Source organism: Bacillus sp. Brlt_9 (genome assembly GCF_051948935.1).
Lineage (GTDB): Bacteria > Bacillota > Bacilli > Bacillales > Bacillaceae_G > Bacillus_A.
The window spans coordinates 1-22,293 of the sequence record NZ_JAYJLO010000021.1; the positions used below are offsets into that span (position 1 = coordinate 1).

The 22,293-nt window shown below is 34.4% G+C and carries 23 protein-coding genes, 2 tRNA genes and 2 pseudogenes; 8 read left to right on the top strand and 19 right to left on the bottom strand.

All coding sequences use genetic code 11. The features are described from left to right. Positions 1–185 (top strand): annotated as a pseudogene (locus VF726_RS30840) (hypothetical protein); the annotation flags it as partial. Between the two features lie 128 nt (positions 186–313). On the opposite strand, the gene VF726_RS30845 reads toward VF726_RS30840, so the two are convergent. Then, positions 314–889 (bottom strand): hypothetical protein, encoded by a 576-nt coding sequence (locus VF726_RS30845; RefSeq protein WP_440174018.1) that lies wholly within the window; start codon positions 887–889, stop codon positions 314–316. Between the two features lie 30 nt (positions 890–919). Next, positions 920–1,498: a hypothetical protein gene (locus VF726_RS30850; RefSeq protein ID WP_440174019.1), complete on the bottom strand. Its 579-nt coding sequence runs from the start codon at positions 1,496–1,498 to the stop codon at positions 920–922. Between the two features lie 162 nt (positions 1,499–1,660). Between VF726_RS30850 and VF726_RS30855 the strand changes: the two genes are divergently transcribed. Then, positions 1,661–2,593 (top strand): S8 family peptidase, encoded by a 933-nt coding sequence (locus VF726_RS30855; RefSeq protein WP_440174021.1) that lies wholly within the window; start codon positions 1,661–1,663, stop codon positions 2,591–2,593. 163 nt (positions 2,594–2,756) lie between these two features. On the opposite strand, the gene VF726_RS30860 is transcribed toward VF726_RS30855, so the two are convergent. Then, positions 2,757–2,829 (bottom strand) — tRNA-Cys (locus tag VF726_RS30860). An 18-nt stretch (positions 2,830–2,847) separates the two neighbouring features. Further along, positions 2,848–2,918: transfer RNA gene (locus tag VF726_RS30865), tRNA-Cys, on the bottom strand. 143 nt (positions 2,919–3,061) lie between these two features. On the opposite strand from VF726_RS30865, the gene VF726_RS30870 reads away from it, so the two are divergent. After that, on the top strand, positions 3,062–3,325 hold the full coding sequence (locus VF726_RS30870) for a glutaredoxin family protein (RefSeq protein WP_440174023.1): 264 nt from the start codon (positions 3,062–3,064) through the stop codon (positions 3,323–3,325). A gap of 26 nt (positions 3,326–3,351) precedes the next feature. Here VF726_RS30870 and VF726_RS30875 read toward each other — a convergent pair whose 3' ends face one another. Further along, a complete protein-coding gene (locus tag VF726_RS30875) occupies positions 3,352–4,080 on the bottom strand; it encodes a hypothetical protein (protein WP_440174025.1) in 729 nt (242 codons plus the stop codon). Positions 4,081–4,290: 210 nt separating this feature from the next. Between VF726_RS30875 and VF726_RS30880 the strand changes: the two genes are divergently transcribed. Beyond that, positions 4,291–4,512, top strand: coding sequence for a hypothetical protein (locus tag VF726_RS30880; protein WP_440174026.1), 222 nt, complete (start codon positions 4,291–4,293; stop codon positions 4,510–4,512). Between the two features lie 88 nt (positions 4,513–4,600). Then, positions 4,601–4,801 (top strand): hypothetical protein, encoded by a 201-nt coding sequence (locus VF726_RS30885; RefSeq protein ID WP_440174027.1) that lies wholly within the window; start codon positions 4,601–4,603, stop codon positions 4,799–4,801. Between the two features lie 83 nt (positions 4,802–4,884). On the opposite strand, the gene VF726_RS30890 is transcribed toward VF726_RS30885, so the two are convergent. From VF726_RS30890 to VF726_RS30900, 3 genes are all read right to left on the bottom strand, one after another. Further along, positions 4,885–5,844: a nucleotidyl transferase AbiEii/AbiGii toxin family protein gene (locus VF726_RS30890; protein WP_440174028.1), complete on the bottom strand. Its 960-nt coding sequence runs from the start codon at positions 5,842–5,844 to the stop codon at positions 4,885–4,887. Further along, on the bottom strand, positions 5,810–6,469 hold the full coding sequence (locus tag VF726_RS30895; RefSeq protein ID WP_440174030.1) for a hypothetical protein: 660 nt from the start codon (positions 6,467–6,469) through the stop codon (positions 5,810–5,812). The genes VF726_RS30890 and VF726_RS30895 overlap by 35 nt, the downstream gene beginning before the upstream one ends. A 238-nt stretch (positions 6,470–6,707) precedes the next feature. After that, positions 6,708–7,196, bottom strand: a complete 489-nt coding sequence (locus VF726_RS30900; protein ID WP_440174032.1) for a hypothetical protein — start codon at positions 7,194–7,196, stop codon at positions 6,708–6,710. A gap of 202 nt (positions 7,197–7,398) precedes the next feature. Here VF726_RS30900 and VF726_RS30905 point away from each other — a divergent pair, with 202 nt between their 5' ends. Continuing rightward, the gene (locus tag VF726_RS30905; RefSeq protein WP_440174034.1) at positions 7,399–8,337 is read left to right on the top strand and encodes a hypothetical protein; all 939 of its coding nucleotides are present in this window, start codon (positions 7,399–7,401) and stop codon (positions 8,335–8,337) included. Positions 8,338–8,503: 166 nt separating this feature from the next. Here VF726_RS30905 and VF726_RS30910 read toward each other — a convergent pair whose 3' ends face one another. The 11 genes from VF726_RS30910 to VF726_RS30960 form a co-directional block, all read right to left on the bottom strand. Further along, entirely contained in the window at positions 8,504–9,043 is a 540-nt protein-coding gene (locus VF726_RS30910) for a hypothetical protein (RefSeq protein ID WP_440174036.1), read from the bottom strand. A gap of 64 nt (positions 9,044–9,107) precedes the next feature. Continuing rightward, the gene (locus VF726_RS30915; protein ID WP_440174037.1) at positions 9,108–10,187 is read right to left on the bottom strand and encodes an Alp7A family actin-like protein; all 1,080 of its coding nucleotides are present in this window, start codon (positions 10,185–10,187) and stop codon (positions 9,108–9,110) included. Positions 10,188–10,427: 240 nt separating this feature from the next. Further along, positions 10,428–11,063 (bottom strand): hypothetical protein, encoded by a 636-nt coding sequence (locus VF726_RS30920; RefSeq protein ID WP_440174039.1) that lies wholly within the window; start codon positions 11,061–11,063, stop codon positions 10,428–10,430. Positions 11,064–11,245: 182 nt separating this feature from the next. Further along, complete coding sequence (locus VF726_RS30925) at positions 11,246–12,604, bottom strand: tyrosine-type recombinase/integrase (protein ID WP_440174040.1); 1,359 nt, start codon at positions 12,602–12,604, stop codon at positions 11,246–11,248. A 1,168-nt stretch (positions 12,605–13,772) separates the two neighbouring features. After that, positions 13,773–14,207, bottom strand: coding sequence for a hypothetical protein (locus tag VF726_RS30930; RefSeq protein WP_440174042.1), 435 nt, complete (start codon positions 14,205–14,207; stop codon positions 13,773–13,775). A gap of 176 nt (positions 14,208–14,383) precedes the next feature. Further along, positions 14,384–14,740: a hypothetical protein gene (locus tag VF726_RS30935; RefSeq protein ID WP_440174044.1), complete on the bottom strand. Its 357-nt coding sequence runs from the start codon at positions 14,738–14,740 to the stop codon at positions 14,384–14,386. A 111-nt stretch (positions 14,741–14,851) separates the two neighbouring features. Continuing rightward, positions 14,852–16,036 carry a hypothetical protein gene (locus VF726_RS30940; protein WP_440174046.1) on the bottom strand — a complete coding sequence of 395 codons (1,185 nt, stop codon included), beginning with the start codon at positions 16,034–16,036 and terminating at the stop codon, positions 14,852–14,854. 1,312 nt (positions 16,037–17,348) lie between these two features. Next, positions 17,349–19,463, bottom strand: a complete 2,115-nt coding sequence (locus tag VF726_RS30945) for a CHC2 zinc finger domain-containing protein (protein ID WP_440174053.1) — start codon at positions 19,461–19,463, stop codon at positions 17,349–17,351. A gap of 444 nt (positions 19,464–19,907) precedes the next feature. Next, positions 19,908–20,468, bottom strand: a complete 561-nt coding sequence (locus tag VF726_RS30950; protein WP_440174048.1) for a tyrosine-type recombinase/integrase — start codon at positions 20,466–20,468, stop codon at positions 19,908–19,910. A gap of 205 nt (positions 20,469–20,673) precedes the next feature. Further along, the gene (locus VF726_RS30955; protein WP_440174050.1) at positions 20,674–20,886 is read right to left on the bottom strand and encodes a hypothetical protein; all 213 of its coding nucleotides are present in this window, start codon (positions 20,884–20,886) and stop codon (positions 20,674–20,676) included. Positions 20,887–20,912: 26 nt separating this feature from the next. Further along, positions 20,913–21,542: a sigma-70 family RNA polymerase sigma factor gene (locus tag VF726_RS30960; RefSeq protein ID WP_440174051.1), complete on the bottom strand. Its 630-nt coding sequence runs from the start codon at positions 21,540–21,542 to the stop codon at positions 20,913–20,915. 319 nt (positions 21,543–21,861) lie between these two features. Between VF726_RS30960 and VF726_RS30965 the strand changes: the two genes are divergently transcribed. Both VF726_RS30965 and VF726_RS30970 read left to right on the top strand, forming a co-directional pair. Then, complete coding sequence (locus VF726_RS30965; RefSeq protein ID WP_440174052.1) at positions 21,862–22,077, top strand: helix-turn-helix transcriptional regulator; 216 nt, start codon at positions 21,862–21,864, stop codon at positions 22,075–22,077. Further along, positions 22,074–22,293 (top strand): annotated as a pseudogene (locus VF726_RS30970) (hypothetical protein); the annotation flags it as partial. The gene VF726_RS30965 and the pseudogene VF726_RS30970, both read left to right, overlap by 4 nt.

Below are 22,293 nucleotides of genomic sequence, written 5' to 3' on the forward strand. Positions count from 1 at the left end.
AAAAATTAAGTTTAAAGTTTATGGCTCAAATTTTCGGGCTTTCTCATTTGATCGCTGCTGTGGTATTAGCGATACTTTATTTTAACAACCATAGTACAATTCCTGTTCATTACGTCCTGTACTATGTAGTAGGCGTTTTATTTTTCACAATGTTGTTTGGATTAAACATTGTAAAAAAACTATAAATTCTTATTGATTCCCCCTGAACATATGTTCTGTTTTATGACCTAATTATATAACAGTAGGGGAATTGCGTGCAAGTATATTTTTTACAAAAAAGGGAAGCAACCCCTCGTTTGCTTCCCTTTTTTTATTATTTTACAAAAGCACAAACTGCACCTGCGCCACTGAAGCAGCCCATTGCTACTAAAGCACCGCAAATTAACGAACATACTGGTTGCGCAGGACCCATTACTACACAGCCCGCAACACAGCTACCAATTGAAGCTCCCATACCAGCACTACAAATAGCACTTACTAAAGCACGGCATTGAGCATTTGAAATGAAAGCTCCAACTTCATTTTGCTCAAAAATTTGATCTTCAATCTTCCCATCTTTTTCGAATTTAACTTCTGCTTTACCGTTTGCTAATGCAACGTTAGAATAAGCAGATTCTTCTTTTGGATGAGATAAGAATGTTACTTCCCCAACTTCTTTACCATCTTTAAGGATGTTGTGAGAAGCTACGTAGATTGTAACGTCTTCGTTGCCATCTTTGAAGTCATATTGTTTAACATAAGTTTGTTCTTCATCAACTGTATAGCCTTGTTGCTTACGTTGTTCCACTAATTCTTTAAATGATTTATTTCCTTTTGCTTTGTTTAAAACCTCAGCAAATTTTGGATTATTTTTACCAAATTCTAAAGTCTGAATGTCTTTTAAGTTCATAATTGTTAGTCTCCTTTTATTGTTTATTTATTAAGAACCGATTTTGCTACATACTGTTGCTGCACCTAAGAAGCAACCGCCACCAAGTAAGATTCCGCATAATGCGCTACATACTACGAATCCTGGGCCAGTTGTGATACAGAACTCAACACAAGCAGCAGCTGAACCTAGTACACCACGACCACAGATCATAGTTACGATAGAGATACAAGTGTTACGGCTAAGAGCTGCCTGAACATCTTCAGTTAATTCCGGATTTACTTCTACAGGAGCAGATTTGATTTTTCCATCTTCTAAGAAAGATAGTTCAAATTTGTTTCCTTCGATATGTAAATCAGAAATTGCACCTTCTTCGTTTGTGTACTTGTAATATGCAAGGTTACCTACTTCTTTGTTATCCTTTTTAAGTTTGTAAGAAACCACTGTTGCTAGTGTAAGGTTATCCGGAGATTGGATTTGGTGAACTTCCGGAGTTTCCTCTACTTGATAGCCAGCATCTTTGCGAGCTTTTGTTAATGTAGCGAAATCTTTATTTTCTTTCGCAGCTTTTAACGTGTCTTGAAATCCGTTTTCTTCTTTTTTTAATGTTTTAAGTTGTAATTCAGCCATTTAAAACGACCTCCCTTTGATTTTGCAGTTATTCACCGCTTGTCTTATAAGGTGGAGAAAATATCGAAGAAAACAAATGAATAAAATATTTTTTAAATTTGTTTTGAGTTTTTTCATTTCTAACACCTTCTTTTCACCTAAATAGAAAAGGAGGTTTTTCAAATGAATAACGAGGTCATTGTACCGAAGGTATTAAAAGGAACTTACGAAAAACGAAATTACGGAATAGGTGTTATCAATGCAGAAGCATATTGGGAAGAAGGCTATAAAGGGCAAGGAGTAAATATCGCTGTAATCGATTCTGGTTGCGACTTTCACGAGGAATTAAATCGAAATATTATCGACGTTTACAACCTAACCACAGATGATAATAGCTCCCCTAACGTAGCAACAGATTACTACGGCCACGGAACTCACGTTGCAGGAATCATAGCAGCAACAAACGATTACCACAAAATCGGTATCGCACCTGAAGCAAATCTAATTATCATTAAAGTAATAAATGCGAACGGCGGTAGTAACTTTCAAACGTTAATCCGAGGAATTAATCTTGCATTAAGTTGGAGAGGGAAAAACGGAGAAAAAATCGACATCATCAACTTATCACTAGGCAGTAAAAAAGAGAGCGAAGAATTACGAAAAGCAATTGAACACGCTACTCAACACAATATTTTTGTTGTTACAGCAGCCGGTAATGAAGGTGATGGAAATGAAGAAACAGACGAAAAGTCTTATCCTGGATACTACGAAGAAGTCATTCAAATTGGCGCAAGTGATGAAGAATTCAGGATCGCACCATTCAGCAATACAAATAATACAATTGATTATTTAGCTCCAGGTGATTTGATATTTTCTACTTATCAAAATAATACCTATGAAACACTTTCTGGAACATCAATGGCAGCACCTCACGCAAGCGGAGCAATTGCATTGCTATTAAGCTACTACAAAGCAAATAACATTGAGTACAACCGAGAAATTATTGATTTATGTCTATCTTTAAACGCAATTGAACTCGCAGGACATAGTTCAAAAGGTCAAGGTAAAGGGGTTATCCATTTACACAAGATGGCGGGTGAGGGGAATGGATCTTAACGATTATGAAAACTTAATCAGTAATCTAGGATTTCCGATTGCTATAACTACTTACCTAATACTGCACCTTACTCTCAAAAAGCGAAAAAAGAAAAAGAAGAAATAAAAAAAGGTGCTCCTATTATAGGAGCACCTTTTTTCGGGGTAATGTATTGAATGGCAAAGGCGATAGCCGGAGTCGAACCGACAGTCAAGGTTTTGCGGACCTTTTGCATTTCCTGATTAGCTATATCGCCACGATATCTTGTTTTAAAAGGTGGCAGCCGGAGTCGAACCGGCGCTCAAGGTTTTGCAGACCTATGCCTTGCCGCTTGGCTATGCCACCATAAAAAGTTGCTTATAACTATATAGGTGAAACGAAAATCGAAAAAAACAAATAAAAATTAAAAATTTTTTTGAATTTATTTGTTTTTTAGGATTTCTCTTTCACCTTGTACTATATAGACAATTTTTTAAGGGGGATTTGTAATGCCATATTCAATGACAGTATATTCAATGCAAGGTTGCGCTCCGTGTACCGAATTTAAAGAATACCTAGATAGATTAGGTGCTAATTATCTTGTAAAAGATGTAACAAACGACACAGAGGCTCAAAAGGAGTTTCGTGAAAATGGTTTTATATATACACCAACCTCTATCATCGAAGTTGACGGAGAAAAATACACCATTATTGGTGCAAACAAGCAAAAAATCGAAGAACTTCTTGGGATTCAATCGGAACAAAAAGCATAAAAGACTTGGTATCTACCAAGTCTTTTTTATTTGCACAATGGTATGGCCCAGCCAAAACAAGCAAGAATTTGTAAATAAGTACTATAATCTTCATTTCTATTTTGATAAACACAATTCACAAGTTCTTTATCACAGCATCTATTATTTCTATCTGATCCATAGCAACTATCGTGATTTCTACAGCAGCCATCTATCTTATTTATTAGTTCCCCACCACCATCAATTGCATCAGTACCATCACCGCACCGACGACCACAGTGGTTATATTTTATGCCGTATTGATCGTGGATACAAAAATCAATTAGGGAATTCGCGCGAATGCCATTTTCGGGATCAAAGTCCTGGTCAATTGGTACATTTAGCTTGAATTCTAAATCTGTTTCTCTGATCCCCCGCGTAAAAACCGGTTCTACTTCCCCATTTTGTACACGTATACCTTTAGTAACATTATTTTGTACGATAAAGCCGTTAAACACCTCCGTCACAGCCTTAATACTCTTCGACTCGATATAATCTACTATAACGTCATTATTAGGCGTAGAAAGCGAAATAACACGGCTCACGACATCATTCGAATCATAATCAACTGTAATGTACTCATAGCAATGATGTATACTTAGATTATTTTCTTCAAATCTCTTTTGATTTTTTAATTCAGAAATAATACTTTGATATGATTTTTTTCTTTGTAATGCCTCCAAATGCAATTGAATAATCTCAGGGTTATTTACAAGTTTTCCAACCAAACGTACCATACAGATCCCTCCCTATTTTTAAAAAAGCAAGATATAGAAAGTTGTATCTCGGTAAGGGGGGAACCCATTTTCTATATCTTGCTTTATTACTTAATAGGTGAAAAGAATCAGATAAAACTAAAATAAATTCTAAAAAAATATAAATCCTTTGCGTTTTCCCCTAATTCTTTCACCTAATATGAAAAAGGGGATTTTAAGGGGGATGTATGTATGAGCAAAAATGTACTTGAGAAAGATATACAAAAATATAATCAAATGAAGATTGATTTACTGAAAATGTCTAAGTGTATTGAGTGTTGCGAACAAGAGAACGAAAGAGCAATGTACCAAAACGTTACTATTGAGTATTCCAAAGAATTAAAGCAACTTCAGAAGTCTTTAGAAGCGACCTATGGTGTTAAATTATGTAGTTGTTGCAAAGTAGAGGGATAATGCAAGCAATCATCACTAAAAAGGTATATAATGAATAAAAGTTATATATGTCTCCCATAGCGACTTTAGATAGTGAGGTGCTAGTATTATGAATCAAACAAAAATCAAAGAACTTCCTACAACCGTTCAACACGTACTTAAAGTAATGCGAGGCGAAGAGAGCTTAAAACCACGAAAAGCGATCAAGCCAGTAGACTTTCATTCTTATAAAGCTGAAGAGATATTCCCGAATAGTCCTGAAATGCAAAGATACTTTAATAATCAAAAGAAACTTAAAACCGTACGATAGCAAAACCACCAAGATTATTTTATTTGGTGGTTTTACTATTTTTTCACACGTAAAAAAGAACAGAAGTAATTCTGTTCTTTTATTTATGCTTCTATATCGATTTTTATAACACTCGGAATCAAACCACTTCCCATTATTTCACGAAGCGTTTCAATTACAGTATTATATGGAATCTTTTCTTTATGTACTAATGCAAGAGTAGTAAATTCATAGTCTTCACGATAAGACTCAAGTATCATAATTTCATCCATCTTCTTCAACAGTTCGTAACCTTCATTCGCCGAAATGTTGATATGAGCCGATTTTCTGCGTTCTACAATTATGGATTCAATTAATTCTTTGAAATCCTCCCTTGTTCGAAAACCATTGCCATACTCATTCCAAATCATATGTAAATCATACAAATGCCTTGAATTTCTGTTTGTTTCTTGCTTTTCGACGTAATCCGCAATAGCAAAAACCTTATCAATAAAAGTTCGCTCTACCCCTTGAACTTTTACCGGATAAGGTTCTAGTTCATATTCTTTAATTACATCAAATCGCTCATTCATAGCGAAATATTCAGCAATATAATTACTTGCTAATTGATCATCACAAGGAAACGGCAAATATCGTGCTGAAGTTTCAACCAATAAGTGACCTCTTAACTCTTCACCATAACCCTCAGTAGCCGACTCGTAATCAACCTCGTATTTAATTAAATCGTGGCCCGACATAATTTTATCACCATTAAGCAATGTCAAACCAGCATCTTTAATAGCTTCTATAATCTCTTCCTTCAGTTTCTTCTTTTCTTTTCTATTCGGTGTCTTTTCCTCACTATAAGTGATATCAATATCTTCAGAAAAACGATGAATCACACCAAAACACTTTGATAGAGATGTCCCCCCTTTGAATACAATATGTGGAATCCTATCAATTATCTTTTTAAGTAAGAACGAAACATAATAGTCTTTTTCTACTTGTTTTTCTGGAATACCCATTTCGTCTGCTACAACCATAACGGTTCTAGCAAAAAGTTCCTTGTCTTCGTGTAATCTCATTGTATAATCCACTCCCATAGAATTTATCCGTTTGTTTATACAATTGCACGTACTGAGCAAGCTCTGTAGCCTCAATTTGTACATCCATTACGTAATCCGCTATCTTCGGCTTAGCTTCCTCAAGAGATAAATCACTAACTCTATCGAAGTCAACCAACAATTCTAGGATCTGTAGAATTTTATAATTATAATCATTTATCTCGGTTTTTGCTTTGCGTAAAGCAACTTCCCTTTTATTAAACACTACAGTTCTCTTAGGTTGACTCTCTACTTCAGTGACAATCTCTACTGTACTAGGAACTTGAGTAGTTAATCTTATATCATTTGCAAAGCTTAACCCAGTTTCGAATCCAATTCGTTTCTCACCCTTGAACACATACTTCTTTTTAATAATTTTATTAACACTAATAACTGGTTTATTGAAAATTGAATTCATACTATTTTTACTCGGAATAAAGTATATCCCCTGTTTGTATTCATATCTTTCAATTTTATTATTATCAGTCAATCTTTTTAAATATTGTCGTAGTGTATTCTTGTTCATTCTCAATTCTTTTGATAAATCTGATGAGAAAATTGGCTCATCATAACCGTATCGCTTTAACAAATAGCTATAAAAGTCCACTACCTACACCTCCTGTTAACGTATTGTAACACATTTATTATCAATAATAATAAATCCGTTACAAAATGGCAAAAATTATGTGTTACACCTGTTTCACCGTACTCTAATTCATATTTTTATTATTGTTTCCTAATTCGCATTTTTTCTTCACTCCATATATTTCTTTTCACTGAAGAAATTAGCCCATATAAAAAAGAACACTATATATAGTGTTCTTTTTATTTTTTAAATGTTGATATTAATGTTGGTGCTGCACTTCTACTTCTGCACCTTCGATACCTTCGATATATTTTGAAGCAATACCCTGCATTTCCGCTAGATCTGATTCAATTTCTTGTTGTCTTTCTTTATATTCTTCAGCTGTAAATTTTTTAGACCCTTCACAAAACTCTTTCCCATTAGGTTTAGTCAAAGCCAGCGTAATAGCAAGGTTTTGAATGATTTGCTGATAGGTTTTCGTTTTGTAAATCAGCTCATCTAATTTTTCAGTTGCTTGCAACGCAAACATTGGAGCAATAACAATATCCGGACCTTTTTTGAGTGAAACATTGAATACCAAAACAGCTGCATAATACAACGTAGCAAATTCGTCTCGTTCTAAAGGTTTATTAAACATAACCTTATTTTTTAATTCATCAAAGAAAGCTACATTTCCAGGATTTTTTGGTACAAGATTAATGATTTCAACGATATCTCGTTCATATTTCTTCAGCTTCCATATTTTCATTTTTCATTCTCCCTTATATAACGATTTTTAATCTGACAATATTTTTATAATATTCTTATTTATACCAACAGTAAAGAAAAGATCTGATATTTTAAGTGGGTATTACAATAAGAATACATAGAATACTAGAGTAATATAATGTTGTATTACAAAGTTTACATATATATTATAAAGATAACACAAATAACAAAGAGGTGCTTTTATGTCTGAAGAAAAAAAAGTTAAGCAAACCACAGTACGTTATTTTGAAGAAGACCTGTCCACAATTGCCGATTTAGCCAAGCAATTAGACGTCTCACAAGCCGAATTAATTAGCATATGGCGTAAGTCCTACGAACGCCTAAAACTCGAAGAGAACAGCTCTCAGGGCGAAAATTTAAAGACGTTACGCGCTTATACTGATAAGATCGTTACTCTTTTTACATCAATGGCCGAAGCAACTGAAGAAAACGTTCTAAACGAACAAAACAAAGCAATAGATTCTGAAAGACGGTACGAAGAACAAGTTGTTAAAACAAATAAAGTGAAAACTGAATCAGAAGAAAAACTTAAAGAACAAGAGAAAGAGGTAAAACGCCTACAAAAAGAACTCGATAAATATAAAGCATTCGAAGAAACAATTGAAGGGCGTATAAGCGATAAAGACCAAATCATTCAATCGAAGGATACAAATATCCTTTCTCTTACTGAAGAATTAATGGAATTACGAACAGAAAATAAAGAACTACAGAAAACGAAAGAAAAAGAGGGAGAGTTTCTAGAGAAAATCTCCGCTTTAAAAGAATCTTTAAAAGAAAAAGACTTTGATAAACAACAGGCCCTACTCGATTTAAGGGAAGAACTTCAAGCGAAGCACGAGCGCCGCGTTCAAGATTTACTCGATAAACAAAGCGATAAAGAAGATAAAATCAGGAATACACTTGAGGAACGAATGCGCGTAGAAATAGCTAGAATCCGTGAAGAACATAGCAAAGACATCACGCGAATCCGCGAAGAACACGCTAAGGAAGCCGATAAGCTACAGAAAGAACACGAGAAGGAAATCGAGCGGATACATAAGGAATCGAGCGCTGCACTTGATCGTATGCGCCAAGAACACGCCAACGAAATTAAAGCATTAAACGAAGACAAAAATAAATAAAACAGGGTTGGAAATATTCCACCCCTGTTCAGTAGCACTTTGTAATCAAAGATGTATTGTTGTATAATAAATCTATCATTTCTTATGTCATAACGAGCTTTCCAACGCGACTTTGATATAAGTAAGTTTCCAAAAAAGCACCCCTCGGAAAAGGGGTGCTTTTTATTTAAAACGGAAGCTTTTTCATAGCATCTTCCGCTTTTTGTTTAGCTATTTCGATTCTCTTTTGATCCTCTTTACTAGTTACTTCTTTCACTTCTTGTTTTGGTTCTTCCGTATTCTCAACCTTTTCAACAACTACTTCTTTAACTTCAGTAGTAGCCGCTTGCTCATTATTTTGTTGAGGAATATTTGCAATTTGATTTAATTGAGCAACTACATCATCCACTTTTACGTGATTTAATTGCATTTGTTGACCATTATTCCCGTTTGCCGATACCAATAATTGAGTTAAAAGTTGAATAATAAGCTGATTTGAACCGGAGGCATTTTGTAGCAACTGAAGGATTTGTTCATTCACTTTACTTTGGTTTTCTTCCTCCATTTGCATATCAATACCCTTTTTCAAAACCTCCGTAGTAGAACGGTCTCTTAAATACTCAATTTTCTTTATATCATCAGGATTTTTTGTGCTAAGCGTTAACGTGTAAAACGCTCTATCCTTATTTTTTTCATTCTTAGTTTTACCAACACTACCTTTCGCCATCTAGATCACCCTTTCTATACTAGGAAGGAAGACCTAAACGCCTTAGGTCTTCATTAATTAACATTTAGTTTTTGTATTTTTTCACACAAACTTTATAGAAACCACGAGCATTTGTTGCTTGACTGTTCGGAAGGAATTTAAACGTCTTAATATGCTCTGGATTACTTTCAAATTTTTCTTTTAAGAAGTTTGAGATATATTCCTTCATAATCATCGTTCCGCCACCTACAAAGCGACACTGAGTGATTAGCATCCCTTTAAATGGTGCTTTTGTGATCGCACCAATTAACTGTCTTGCATATTGGTTAAGGATTTCATTTCTTTCATCCGTAACATCAGCTTTTTCATTATTAATTTTTAAAGTACCGCCTTGTCTAAGTTGTTTCTCAACACCCAAGATTTCAACGCTTGCAAATGCCGGATTTTTCGCGACAGCACTATCCATCGCTTTCACCCATTGCGCTTCCATCCCTGGTAATTCTTTTGATTTATTAGGAATCACCGTGTAATCAACTACTGTTTTGATATCACAAGTACCAAATCCAAGGTCAAAGTACAATATAGTAGACTGCTGATCTTCGTCTTCGCTTGCTGTTTCTTTTAAGAATTCTTCGTTAAGCTCCCCTGCATCAGTTAAAAAATCATTATAGAATGAAGCATCCCCCTGCGGAACGATTGTTACATCATTTACTCGAATACTTCTATCATTGATTACGAAAGTCTTAGTTAACGCTTTTTGCATTTCTTCTTTCAATTGTTCATCACGACTATGATTAGTTGGTAACCCTGTAACAACATAAATAGGCGCACCAGAGAATTGTTCCTCTTCTAATTGGCGATAAATAGCGATCATATTCGCTGCAAGCCAATCTAAACTTGTATATTTTCCTTTATCATCATCTGAAAAGTAAATTTGTTCATCCGAAGTAAGAGTTTGTCCCACTTTAAAGTACTTTGGTTTCTCTACTCCCGTTTGAAATTTAAACACTTCAGCCTTTGCTTCTGAATCTTGATTTTCATATTCAGCTTCTGATACAGGTCTTAGTGTATTTAAGTATGTATCAACTTCACCATTTGCAACATTACTTGTTGCCTTTACATAACCGTTCGAAGCTTCCATTCCAATGTAATAACTTTTTGCCATAATAAGATTCCTCCTAAATTTTGATAAGTAAGTTTCCATTACTACAGTAAATAACATTAACATTTAATGTTTTTAATGTTTATTTAATGTTTATTTAATGTAAGTATTGCTAGTATACAACAACATCCAAAACAGAACAACACCCAAGGGATTATTTTTAATGTTTATTTAATGTTATTTAATGTTTATTTAATGTTTTACCAAATAAAAAAGGCCCTTTCGGACCTTTTAAGTATACAACTACTTAAACAGTCTTCCGAAAAAGCCTTTTTTCTCATTCGAAATGCTATCAATTTTGGATTCCATCTTTTGATATAGATCAAGCATCTGTTGTTTTGATTCTTCTCGTTCTTTTTGTAGTTGCTTTTGCATCTCTTCGATCAGCTTGTCTTTATCTTTTTCACGCTCTTGATAAATTTTATGAATCTCAATGTTCTGTTCAAAGATTTTTTCAGTCGTATCCATAAGATAATTAATCTGTTCTTTTGATGGCAAATTTGCAATTTGTTCCGATATATATCGTATCGCTTGTTGGGTATCTGTCGCCTGAATACCGTCTGAAACGTTGGTATTATCAGGTGATAAGTTACTTGTCGCCTCGATACGTCGTTGCACCACAGCCCTAGCCGCTAAGTCTACACTCATTTTTACTTCTTCTCTAAATCGGATATATTCAAGCATAGCGGCTTCATCTTCAGGAGCAAAGTATCGGGCACCGTTCGGATCTTTTGTAAATTGATAACCGTGTTTCTCCAAGTCTTGGCTATACTTACGTATGGTTGACTCCGGTTTCTTCAAGTTCTTCGCTATGTCTTTTGTTTTTACACGATTATGGACGGATATATCGCTTTGGTTATCGCTATAGTTATCGCTCACGTTATCACCTCTTTCTACTAATTAAACGATATATCGCCTAAACCCTTCAAGTAAATGGTCAATATATTTTTTTATACTTTAAATACGGTAAGTGAAATTATTAACTACCGCGCTTCGGTTGCTGGCATATAAAAAGAGTGTACAATCTCACGATTCTACACTCTTTTTATATGATTCGTTCACTATTTCTTATATACCGCTGTTATATCAGTTCTGTTATGGCCAAGTACTTGCGACAAGTATAGATTTTTTATGTAATCAATCCGTTTTTCCATCAATTCTTCTTTTACATACTTGTGCTGTCTTACTATATTCCCGTTCTCATCTTTATTTACCAACACAGGATAACGAGTTCCGTCTCTCTTTTGTTTGTATATAATTTTGCCGTTCTTATCTCTCTTTGGAAACTTCTTTTCTATGATTGGATTTAAGCGGGGATCTACGTTAACGTGGTCCATTATTTGATTTACTAGTTTCTCTTTATCGGTTAATCCTTGTTTTAACTCTTTTTCCATCTTTCTTTGGTGAAATTGTACAGTACTTCTTCTAAAATCGTGAACACCGCTGTACTTTGTATTGCCTTGTCGCGCACACTCTTTAATAAAGGCTCTTACATCATCCGCATCCATACGACTTCCCCATATGCGCTCATTTTCGTCTTTATGAAGGTTTAAATCACGTATTTGACCAAGCAATTGCATCGTTTTTGGATTAACCGGAACAAAGCGCGGTCTACTTCCCTTAGTCATATTCGGATCAGTGAGATAAATCCTATTATTTTCAAAATCTAGGTTTTGCCATTTGATTTTCAAAAATTCATCCATACGAGGACCGGAAAATCCGAATACTTCAACGGCTGCACGATGTAACGGTGAAAAATTTTCTTCCGCTTTTTTAGCTAAAACTTGAACATCCTTAATCGTATAGCCACCTTTTTTCCCTCTTCGATACTCGTCAGAGTTATATTCCGGTACTAATTCCTGGGCTCGTGCTGAAGCTAGTTTATTAAACGATTTTAAGCCCTCATTTACCCCGAATTCGCCCATCTTTTTAATGGCTGACATATATGCTCCGATTGTCTTTGGCGAGCTGTTATCGGCGATATGTCGCTCTATAAAGCTAACTACCATACCAGGCTTTATATCACGTAGATTTTTAACATCGTGTTCACGTACACAATACTTCAAAAACGTCTTTGATTTTTTTAAGTAGTGTTTGTACGTTTCTGCACTCCAAATCCCTTCGGCTTTTAAGCCTTTTTTTACATTATTTTTTGTTTCTTTGCCATCTTCTTTTCGAGATACCTTTGAATACTTTTGAAACAGCCCATCAATTTCGTGCTGTAACTTACCATAAGTTGCTCTTTTTTTACGACTTAAATCATCCGTTTGACGTTGCTTGGCCGTGTACTTTCTATTTTGTTGTTTCGCTTCTTTTTGTTCTTTTACGGTCTTTTTATTACCTGTATATCCTGAAGTCGTTTTATAATCCGCCTGTTTTGAAAGAAATCGTTCGATTTTTTCAATATCTTTTTCCTCCAAATTGCTCACCCCATTTCGCGAAATTTTTTCTAATTATAATCAGCAAAATTTCTTCCGGTAGAAATTTTCCGATTTATTTCAGAAAAAAATCGCCCGTTCTCGCCTTTTGGGCGAGCCGGGTAGATCCCGTTGTTGAGCTATGCTCAACCCTTGCACAGCAAGGGTCGGGTTCTACCCGGCTGGGAAGGTTGGGGGTGATTTTCTCCCCCAATTCTTCCCAGACCCTTCTTTATCCCCCTCTCTACCTCCGCTCCAAATCGCCAAGCGATTCTCCGAGAGGTAGAGAGGGTAAACCGTTGAAAACACACGCTTTGCGAGTGTTTTTCGTCCCTGCACTCCACCTCTATTAAAACGTTGATAAATCAACGTTTTAATAGAGACTCCGTTACGGAACGTCGGCTTCTACGAAAAATGAAAATTCGCTACCGCTCTTTCCCTTTTTCTTGAAACCGAAAAAAACCAATAATAACAAGGCTAAGCCTTGATATTACTGGTTTTTTTAGCTTAAACCCCAAAAATCGCGCAAAAAAAAATAGCGTTGATTCCGCTTTTTTTTGCGTGAAAAAACCAACCACTGACCTGAATTTTTTTTCTAAAGCAAGTTTGTTCCAAACTCATTTTCGTACAGAGTCTTAGTTGACGTCTGTAATATCGTGGCCTAGTTCTCTTCGAGAACGTATCCTAAAAATTCAGTGTGCCTGTTAAACGGGTATTACTTTTGTCTGTTTGTCCTGGTGTTTCTCCTCCTTTGGGTTTGTGTTTAGTCGCTTTCTCTTCCGTGTCTCTGTACCGCTGCTGGGATCCTTAGAGCTCTTTTTATTTACGTTTTAAAAGCTAGTGCCTTTTCCGTTTTCCTTTCTGTTATTTTGTTGTGTTATCCGTAGCCTCTTTGCATTTCTTTTCCTCCTTGAATTGTTTTTGTTTTGATTTGATACATCAGATTCCCGTGTGGTAAATCCAATTCCTCCTTTACGTTTTCTTTTTAATCCGGCTAGGATTAATCGTGTACTACATACGCCACCACAGCTGTATGCAGAATTTAATAGATTTTTTCGCTTTTATATTATAGGACGTAATATAACAATTCAGCGGAAATACTATAAAAAACCCTTCCGGGTTTACCGAAAGGGTTACTATTTCATCACAATCAAAAATGATTGTTTTTTTATTAAATATTAAACGGGAAGTTGTAATTATATAAGCGCGCTGAACCACTACCGTTATAATCAGGCACACTAAATTTAATGTAATATTCGGCTCCTTTATCTAACCAAACATTTGTTGTTGCTCCATAATTCCCTCTATACCAATCATCTATGGTTCTATCAAGTGTTGCTACTTCTTCATCAAACCAACCAGTTTCTTTCATAACTGTAGCTGTAGCTCCTGTTACCTGTTTTGTCCCAACTTCCATTATAAATCGACCGTATTGCCCCTTACCTATAATTCTATTACTATTTACCCCTATTTCACCCTTACTAAGATAAACGGATGCTGGAGGATCCTCAGCTGCTTGTGCTGAAGGTGTATTAATAAATGACGCTCCTGCTAAACCTGTAAACGCTAAAGCTCCTGCTAAAACAAATTTCCCTACTTTTAACATAGTAAAGCCCCTCTCGTTTTTTGGATTTTTAAGAAACTCAAGTCTCATTGTACATCCATATATTGGATATGCCTATTGATCTTTACCAAAATTAAGAAAATAGACACAATTTTCCACATAAATAGACAAACAAAAAAAGAGTAGCAATCGCTACTCTTTTTTACCTACTTTTATTATTAAAGGATTCTCCAACCATAGATAATATTCATTGTAGGAGATGTCATAACTTCTACTTCCGAACCAGCTTTAATTGTTTTGAACCATCCTCCTACTTGGATAGATTGATCTAACGTTAACTTACTACCACTCATAGTTTCTACAACCCACCAGTCTGTAGTATTATTCGGTGATACTAAAACTTTTTTTACTGTTATACAAGCATTAGGTTGGAATGGTACAGATGCTCTCTGTGCAATTTCAGCCTGTTTTTGCGCTTGTGCTTGTGCTTCTACTGGAGCTGCGTTTGCTGTAATAACTTGAGTACTTGTTACTGCTGCGAATGCTAGACCCGCTACTACTAATTTCTTAAACATATCTCAATCCCCTTTAAATTGGTATATTTAAAATTACTAATCTATCTTAACATAATCAACCAATATATGGAAAGTGAAATATTGACAATTTTTTTACAAATAATTAATTCTTTATATACCTTGTCTTTTTTGATACAACTTTAATAGCTTATCTTCAGCTTCTTTTTGTTTGTAATAACTATGTTGTTCACCATTCGCTTCTCTGAAAAAATGTCTTTTTTCAAATTGAGCAATATTCGGATACACTTCCAGTAAATCAGAGCTGTAACCAATGTAACCCGTGAAATCTTCTTCTTTTCGGCCATCATCCCGAATGGTTTTAAACGTATCTAATTCTTGCGAAATTTTGTTTACTAAATGTTTGCTGATAACTCCTTCAGCTGAATCGATGTGAAGTTCTAATATGTTCATCGATTCATATTTTTCATACTGATCTTGAATCGATATCTTTAGTTCTTTCAAAAGGTTTTCTATTTCTATAATTTGACTCTCAAGTCTATTCGCTTCTAGTATCAATCGCTCGTATTCGCTGAATTTAATTGTCGAGAAAAATAAATGTAATTTTAATCCTAGTATCATATGCGATCCCAGGAATTTCTTATAAATTTCTAGGTATCTTTCGATACTTTCCACACTGTTATAGTGCTTCACATTATAAAACTCTCTTAACTTTTTTTGATAGGAAATCCCTAATGGAATCACCTTTTTTTCTATTTTTAAAAGAATTTCTTCTCGAAGCAAATACTCTTCTACCTTTTTTTTTAAGTCCGGGCCATCTTCCACGCCTTTTGCTAATCTCCATTTTGCTTGCTCTAATTCTTCCGGAATCACGCCTACATACTCCTTTTTCTCGTAATCGAAATAAAAGTAATCGCGATTCTCATATTGGCGTTCGTATTTCGGAAAGCGTAAATCAGATGGATTCGGCGAAAAATTAAAACCGCGGTGCACGATTTCTACAAGCCCAAGAGGGCGCTTCACGACCTCACTGTCGCATTGAACAAAATGCCCTACTACTGGAACCATATCGGATGTTTTCGCAAACAATCCCTCTTTAAAATGCGGATCGCGCCTTTGATTTAAAAACGGTAATTCAATGTTGAATTCGCCATTTTTTCTTTCATACTTGATGGAACGTTTAATAACATCAAAATCCGCATTCCTCATTTGATTTGCTAATTCTAGCTTGTCCGTTTTCTTTTCGTTCACTGGACCTGTAGCAAATATAGTTTCTATCGCAAATTCTAACAGCTGTTCACTTGATGATTCTTCTATCGGTATTTTTGTAAAATCCATAATTAGCACCTCACTTATGTAGGTATTAATCACAAAAAAAAAATCTCTTCCATTCCACATAAAATTTATGGCCATTCCAACTTACCGGTATTTACAATTTATAGGTGTTACTTTTTTGAGACACTTTTTAAGTGCACAGCCTATAAACGTTGATTTAAAAGGATTTTAGGTGTTACCTTTTTCCTAGTTATCAATTTCGGTAAGTACGAAAAACCCTTTGTTTTCAGTGTTTACAAAAGGTTTCTTATATAAAAAATATCCCTATTCCCCCCTTTTCGATAACTACGAAAATACAGCAAGGTTCAACTAGATTCCCTTTTACTTTTAAGAGAATTGGCGAAGCCTGGACTCCTTCCCTAATTTTCGTTATGCATCGACAAACCACCTAATAACATATCAATCTATTGTTTTTACCTTTTATTTTAATGATAGTCTCAAACCTCTCAGAATCCCCTGTATTCGCTTTTTATTTGTTAATGACCTTTCGTATTATGATTCTACCTAAAATCTCCTATAATTAAATCTGGAACGTCATTTATCACTTATAACTTTTATTTTTGCTAGTAAAACATAAAACCACTACATTCCCCCAATAAACCCCCTAATTATCTTTCTCCACTATCTAAAAGCTATTATCTTTTTCTTTAAAATTTCAATTACCACATAGTTAATAGTACCCAATCCCCATACATAAATATGCAACATTAATCTAAGTAAGTAACTAATATCCCTATATCAATTAATTCACTATAAAGAACAAACTCCGCATTAACTAAATAAACTATAACTAATTAACACTAAAAAGTGGGTACATCCAAATCTCTAAAGTCCTTGTCCCCCAACGGATACAGCCAAAAGTAACGGGGGGATCAATAAAAGAATATTACTAATCTATTAACTAACTCCTATATCTCTTTTATTGATCCCCTTATAACTTTGCCTTGAAACCCTTGTCCCCCAACGTTTTTCGGATTTTACTAGGTGCCACTTTTTTTGTAACACACTAACCTATAAAAAGTAGTAGAACCAAAATATACAAGGAACTAGTAAATCCTTAATAGCAAAAGAATCTATAAAAAAGTGGGCCCCAAAATAGGTAAAAAAAACTCTCTAATCCCTTGGGGGAGTAAGCACGAGGACACATTTGTTCTTTTGAAGTACAATAAAAGGAATAAACTATATAATACTCTTTTATCGTACTTCAAAAGAACAAAAACGCTGTAACCCTTGGGAGAGTAGGCGCGAAGGATGTTTTTTTCTCGAAATTGGGGCCCACATTAAAAAAGCTTTGCACTTTATAAGTGCAAAGCTTTTATTTAGGTATAATTACCCGAATAACTTTGTAGGATTCTTTATCAAAACCAAACATTTTCTTCTTTTCCTTATTTCTAACACGTACAACTTTGTAGGATTCACCTAGAATATCATTCAAACTTCGTTTAAATATATCTTCTTTTTGTTCTTTTGTAGCTTTTACACGAACCGTATCTTGTTGGTATCGAACTCTTTGAGATATGATATTTTCTATTACACAAAAACCATATTCACCAATTTCTTTTTCAACCAACTCTATTATTTTTTCTTCTAGAGCGCTATATTGCTTCGCTACTTTCCTGTTATCAGGAAACACTCTATTAGCAACTTCTACTCCCATTAGCTTTGTTAGACCCGTTTTGTTCAAATGAACACTTATGGAGAATCCTTTTTCAATTAATTCTGCTGCTATAGATTCCATTTCATAAGCATCATCAGACCAACTCTTAATTATGTAGAAATTAATATCACGTACACCTTTGGATCTATTTTCGCCCTCTTCTCCTTGCGCTTTCAATTCTTTCTTCAGTATCTCTGTTTCTGTTTTAGCCCGATTGCGCATCTCTTCCGGAACTTCTTTATCTGGCACTCTTTCCAGAAATCCTAATAAACAAAGTAATAATACAGTGCTATGAACCGTTCTAGTACTCTTTTTATTTAACTCACCCTTTAGGTATCTAATAGAGACAAAGAACACGTTATGCCCCTTATATGAGATGTCCTCACTTAATATCTTAACTCCACCCTTATCATTGAAGTGTCGAAGATATGAAACTCTTGCGTACTTAGAGATAAACTTATGAATACTTGGGTAATATGTCTCTATATCATCCTCTAAAAATTCACGATTAGATTGATAGATTTCTAACATATCTTGTTCCCATTCGGTCCTTACAATCTTAATTCCGATCATTCTTGCAAGTTTATTGATAGCCTCTGTATATTTAGCTCCTGTTTTAGCCATATACAGTCCTATTGCATTTCGAGCCCCAATGTTACAGGAATGACAATAAAACGCTTCTTCGCCCTTTCTAGACCTAAATACACTAGCTGAAGGGTTACTGTCATTATGAAACGGACAATGAATTGCCGTATCTTGTATCATTACTGGCTCTTTCACAAAATCCGTTAAAGGACGGCTTAGAATTTCTTCTATCGCTTTTGCCCTGGTGCATTTCTCTTTCACCGGCTGCGGAGAGTGGAACACAATTGAAGCTGTTCTTCCTGAATGTTCAACCTTACTCACGCCACGCGTTACCTTTGAGTTATATGCAACTTCTTCTTGTTCTGTAGTTTTTACATAGCCTTTTTCTTGTCTCTTCTTCTCTAGGTTAATCCCTAATTCTGAAGTGAATTCAGCAACAGTAAATCTACGCTCAGACCATTGAATAACAGTAATTAAGAACGGCTCTTCATATTTTTGATGCAAGAATCCTGGTATTCTAAGAATCCTAGAACGGTTTTTCACTTGTGGATCAGAGCCGAATTTACCAATTAGCGCGGATTCCACTTTTTCAAACATTTCTATCGAGCAATCACTTACAAGCCAGTAAATATGAAAGCCTGAAAATGTCTCAACGATTAGACTATCTTTAAGTTCTTCTTTATATGTAGCAAGGAAGTTATCTTTACTCCCCTGAATTTCTTCGTTTGTTTTTCTTGTCTTTACATACCATTTCTTCGCCTTTGTACATTCGACTTCAACTGTTACATATTTATTGGTCTTTAAGTACTCAGCTTGTTTATGTTTAGCTTCTTCTTCAGATGTACAAGCAATTTTCTCTTTTGCAAAGTCCACATCGATAAAGAATGCTCTTATTTTATCAATTTCTTCTTTCTTAGTACCTCCACCATTTACAACAAAGAATACACCCTCTTTATTGGTTGTATTATTCGTTTTGAAGTAATACGGAAGTTCTTTACCATCATTTTTTCTTTTATATGTGCCTGTCCAATGATGGAGTTCTTTATTTAATTCACTCAACTTAAATGAAAAATGCTTTGGATATTTTACCTTGGCTGGATCAGAGTAAACGGAAATCTCAACGACTTCCTCACTATCTTCGCAAATCAAAGATAAAAACCGATACGTATCTATATTTTTTGTGTTCACCAAAAAAGTCACACCTCTCCTGTTTAAAAGACAACTTCGAAGATTGGTGTGACTCCCAGCATTCCAACAAGAATTTTATATCCAAAAAAGGATTTTATTAAATACTTGAAAAATAGCTAATAACTAGTTATTATAGTACTAGTTAAATTAAATTAGTTAATTAATCCCTAAACAACATATTTTCACTTTTGCCGGTGATTCTTCTTGTTGGTTTGTTGGGAGTCACAAAGAATGGATGTTGACGCATCGATTCTTTTTTTTGTCTTCTTATATGTACTTTACTGTTTTTTCGTTATAAATCTAGCTTTTTCTAGCTTTTTCTTATCTTTATCTTTGTTGATTATTGTAACACAGACGCGATATAAATCGGAAATTCAAATTCCCTCTTTAATTTTCTTTCTTTATCTAATTTTCTAGCAAACCCTTTAACTAGTCTTCTCTTTTCTATAAAGCGAAATTTTGCATTGTCTTTGCGATCTCTTCAAGTTCAATTCCTATATACTGCAATGTTTGTGTTTGCGTTTGATGGCCAAACAAGTTCATTAAGAAATACACATCTCTATTTTGCTTGTAATACCAATATCCGAAGGTTTTACGCATTGTATGAGTATTGACCTTTTCCAGTCCTAACGTATCAGCCGCTTCTTTAATCACCATACTAGCCATTACGCGTGAAATTGGCTTATTTACTCCTACACGGGATGTAAAGAGATATTCTTTATCTTCTTTACCCTCAACATATTTTTCAAGTTCCTCGCGAATATACGGTGCTAAAACAAGATCCAGCTCTTTATTTGTTTTTTGGATAATGATAGAAATATAAGTTTTGTTACGTACATCTGAAACTTTTAGTTGTAATAAATCAGAGATACGTAAACCGGTATTAATTCCTAAAGTGAATAACATATAGTATTTGTACCCCTTGTTCATCATTAACCAAGATTTCATTTGTTCAATTTGTTCCTTATTTCGTAACGGCTGCATTTTCCCTTTTTCTCTTGCCATATGTAACAACTCCTCCACTGACCAAAATCAGAATTAAAATGTTAAGTTTAACTTACAATAAGAGTATTATATGTTAAATTGAAATAACCTTCAAATCTATAGAACTGATTTTATTGGTCCGAACCCTTGAACTTAATATAATTAATAAAATATTAAGTTCGTGAAACGGCAAAAAACACTCTACTTTGAGTGTTTTTTAACATCCCTAATCTTCATCATTAATCCGCATTTTTACATAGTTAAAAAAATCGGGCGCTTCTTCTTGTTTGATTAATTGGATTTTGTCTAATACTTTGAATTTAATATCTTGCGACAGATCATCCCTCTCATTCACGTCCGTCTGCACAAGATGATTTTTTATTATCGGCTCGATTTTTTTCAAAAAATACTCAGTATCCTTATCAAAGTTTTTTGCCATCTTAAAACCCAACACCTTTATCTAGATTAAGTAGATAAATCCTCTCTTAGTTTTTTCAAGGCTCTCCGGTGTAAATGCGATATGTTTTGTTCTGTTTGCTCAAAGTATGCCGCAATTTCTTTGTGGGTACGGTTCTCTATGTAGTAAGCGCTTAGTATTTCTAGCTCTTTATATGTTAGTTGCATAAGTGCTAATTCTAACTTTTCATCCCGTACCTGTGATATTAAACAATTTCTATTGTCTTTACGAAGTAAAATTTCTAGGGGTGTATTTTCATCTGAAGGCAATAAATCTCCAATGGTTGTGCTTGTTTCACCATCCTCTGCATTTACAGGCTTATCAAAGAGCAATGGGAATCGTTGTTTCCGTTTTTTATATCTCTTGTCATAGTCTATTGAAAACCTTTTGATAAAGCCGGCAAGATATTTTAAAATCCTCCATTCAACATAAAACGATTTAAAACTATCATTCAGCTTTGTTACATTTTCTACAGTCGGATTATCAACCATTTTCTTAAATAAAATATTGTTTTCTTCAATTGACAGGAATTCTTTTATTAATCCAATTTCATTAATTTGATCCATATTACCTTTTAAGAATTCCATATCTTCTTTGATATTTTTCTCTTTTTTTTGCGACAATGCCTCGTCTAACAATTCGAATCCCCCTCGAACATCCTTTTTTATATAGGTGAAAAAAGTCGATAAAAAAACAAAGCTTATTCATATTTTCTTACATTTCTTTAGAAAATTCTATATTTTTGTTAAAAATTTTATTTTCAGATATTATTTACTTTTGTTGTTTTCTGCCATTAAAAATTTTTACAGTTTTTTTACGTAAAGTTACATTTACTTTACGTAACTAAAACTATACTTTTTGTAAAGTTTCCTAAACTTTTTGTAAAGGTATGTTTACATACTCCCTGAAATTGGTTATACTGTGTTTAAGAAAGAAAAAAGAAAGGAGAATGCTTAATTGGTTACGAATAAAGTAAAACAATTCCGCGTTCTTAGAGATATTACGCAAGAACAACTCGCTTCTGCTGTTAACATCACCAGACAATCACTGATTGCCATTGAGAAGAATAAATACAACCCAAGTTTAGAATTAGCATTGAACCTATGCGAGTATTTTGAATGTAAGGTCGAAGATCTATTTCAAGTAGTAAAAACTGGGGAGGAATCAAAATGAAAAAATTATTTGGAGAATACACATTAGCTTATTTGGTATTAATAGTGGCCGGAGCCCTATTTATTTACCTGGATGCTGATACTACAAAAGAAGCTCTAACAAATGTCGGTATATTTGCAGGAGCTTTTATCATCATTTCTTTACTGATTAGCTTAGTAAAAAAAAAGAAAAAACCCGATAGTGAATATCCGCTTCCAGAAATGGATGAAAGAGTAG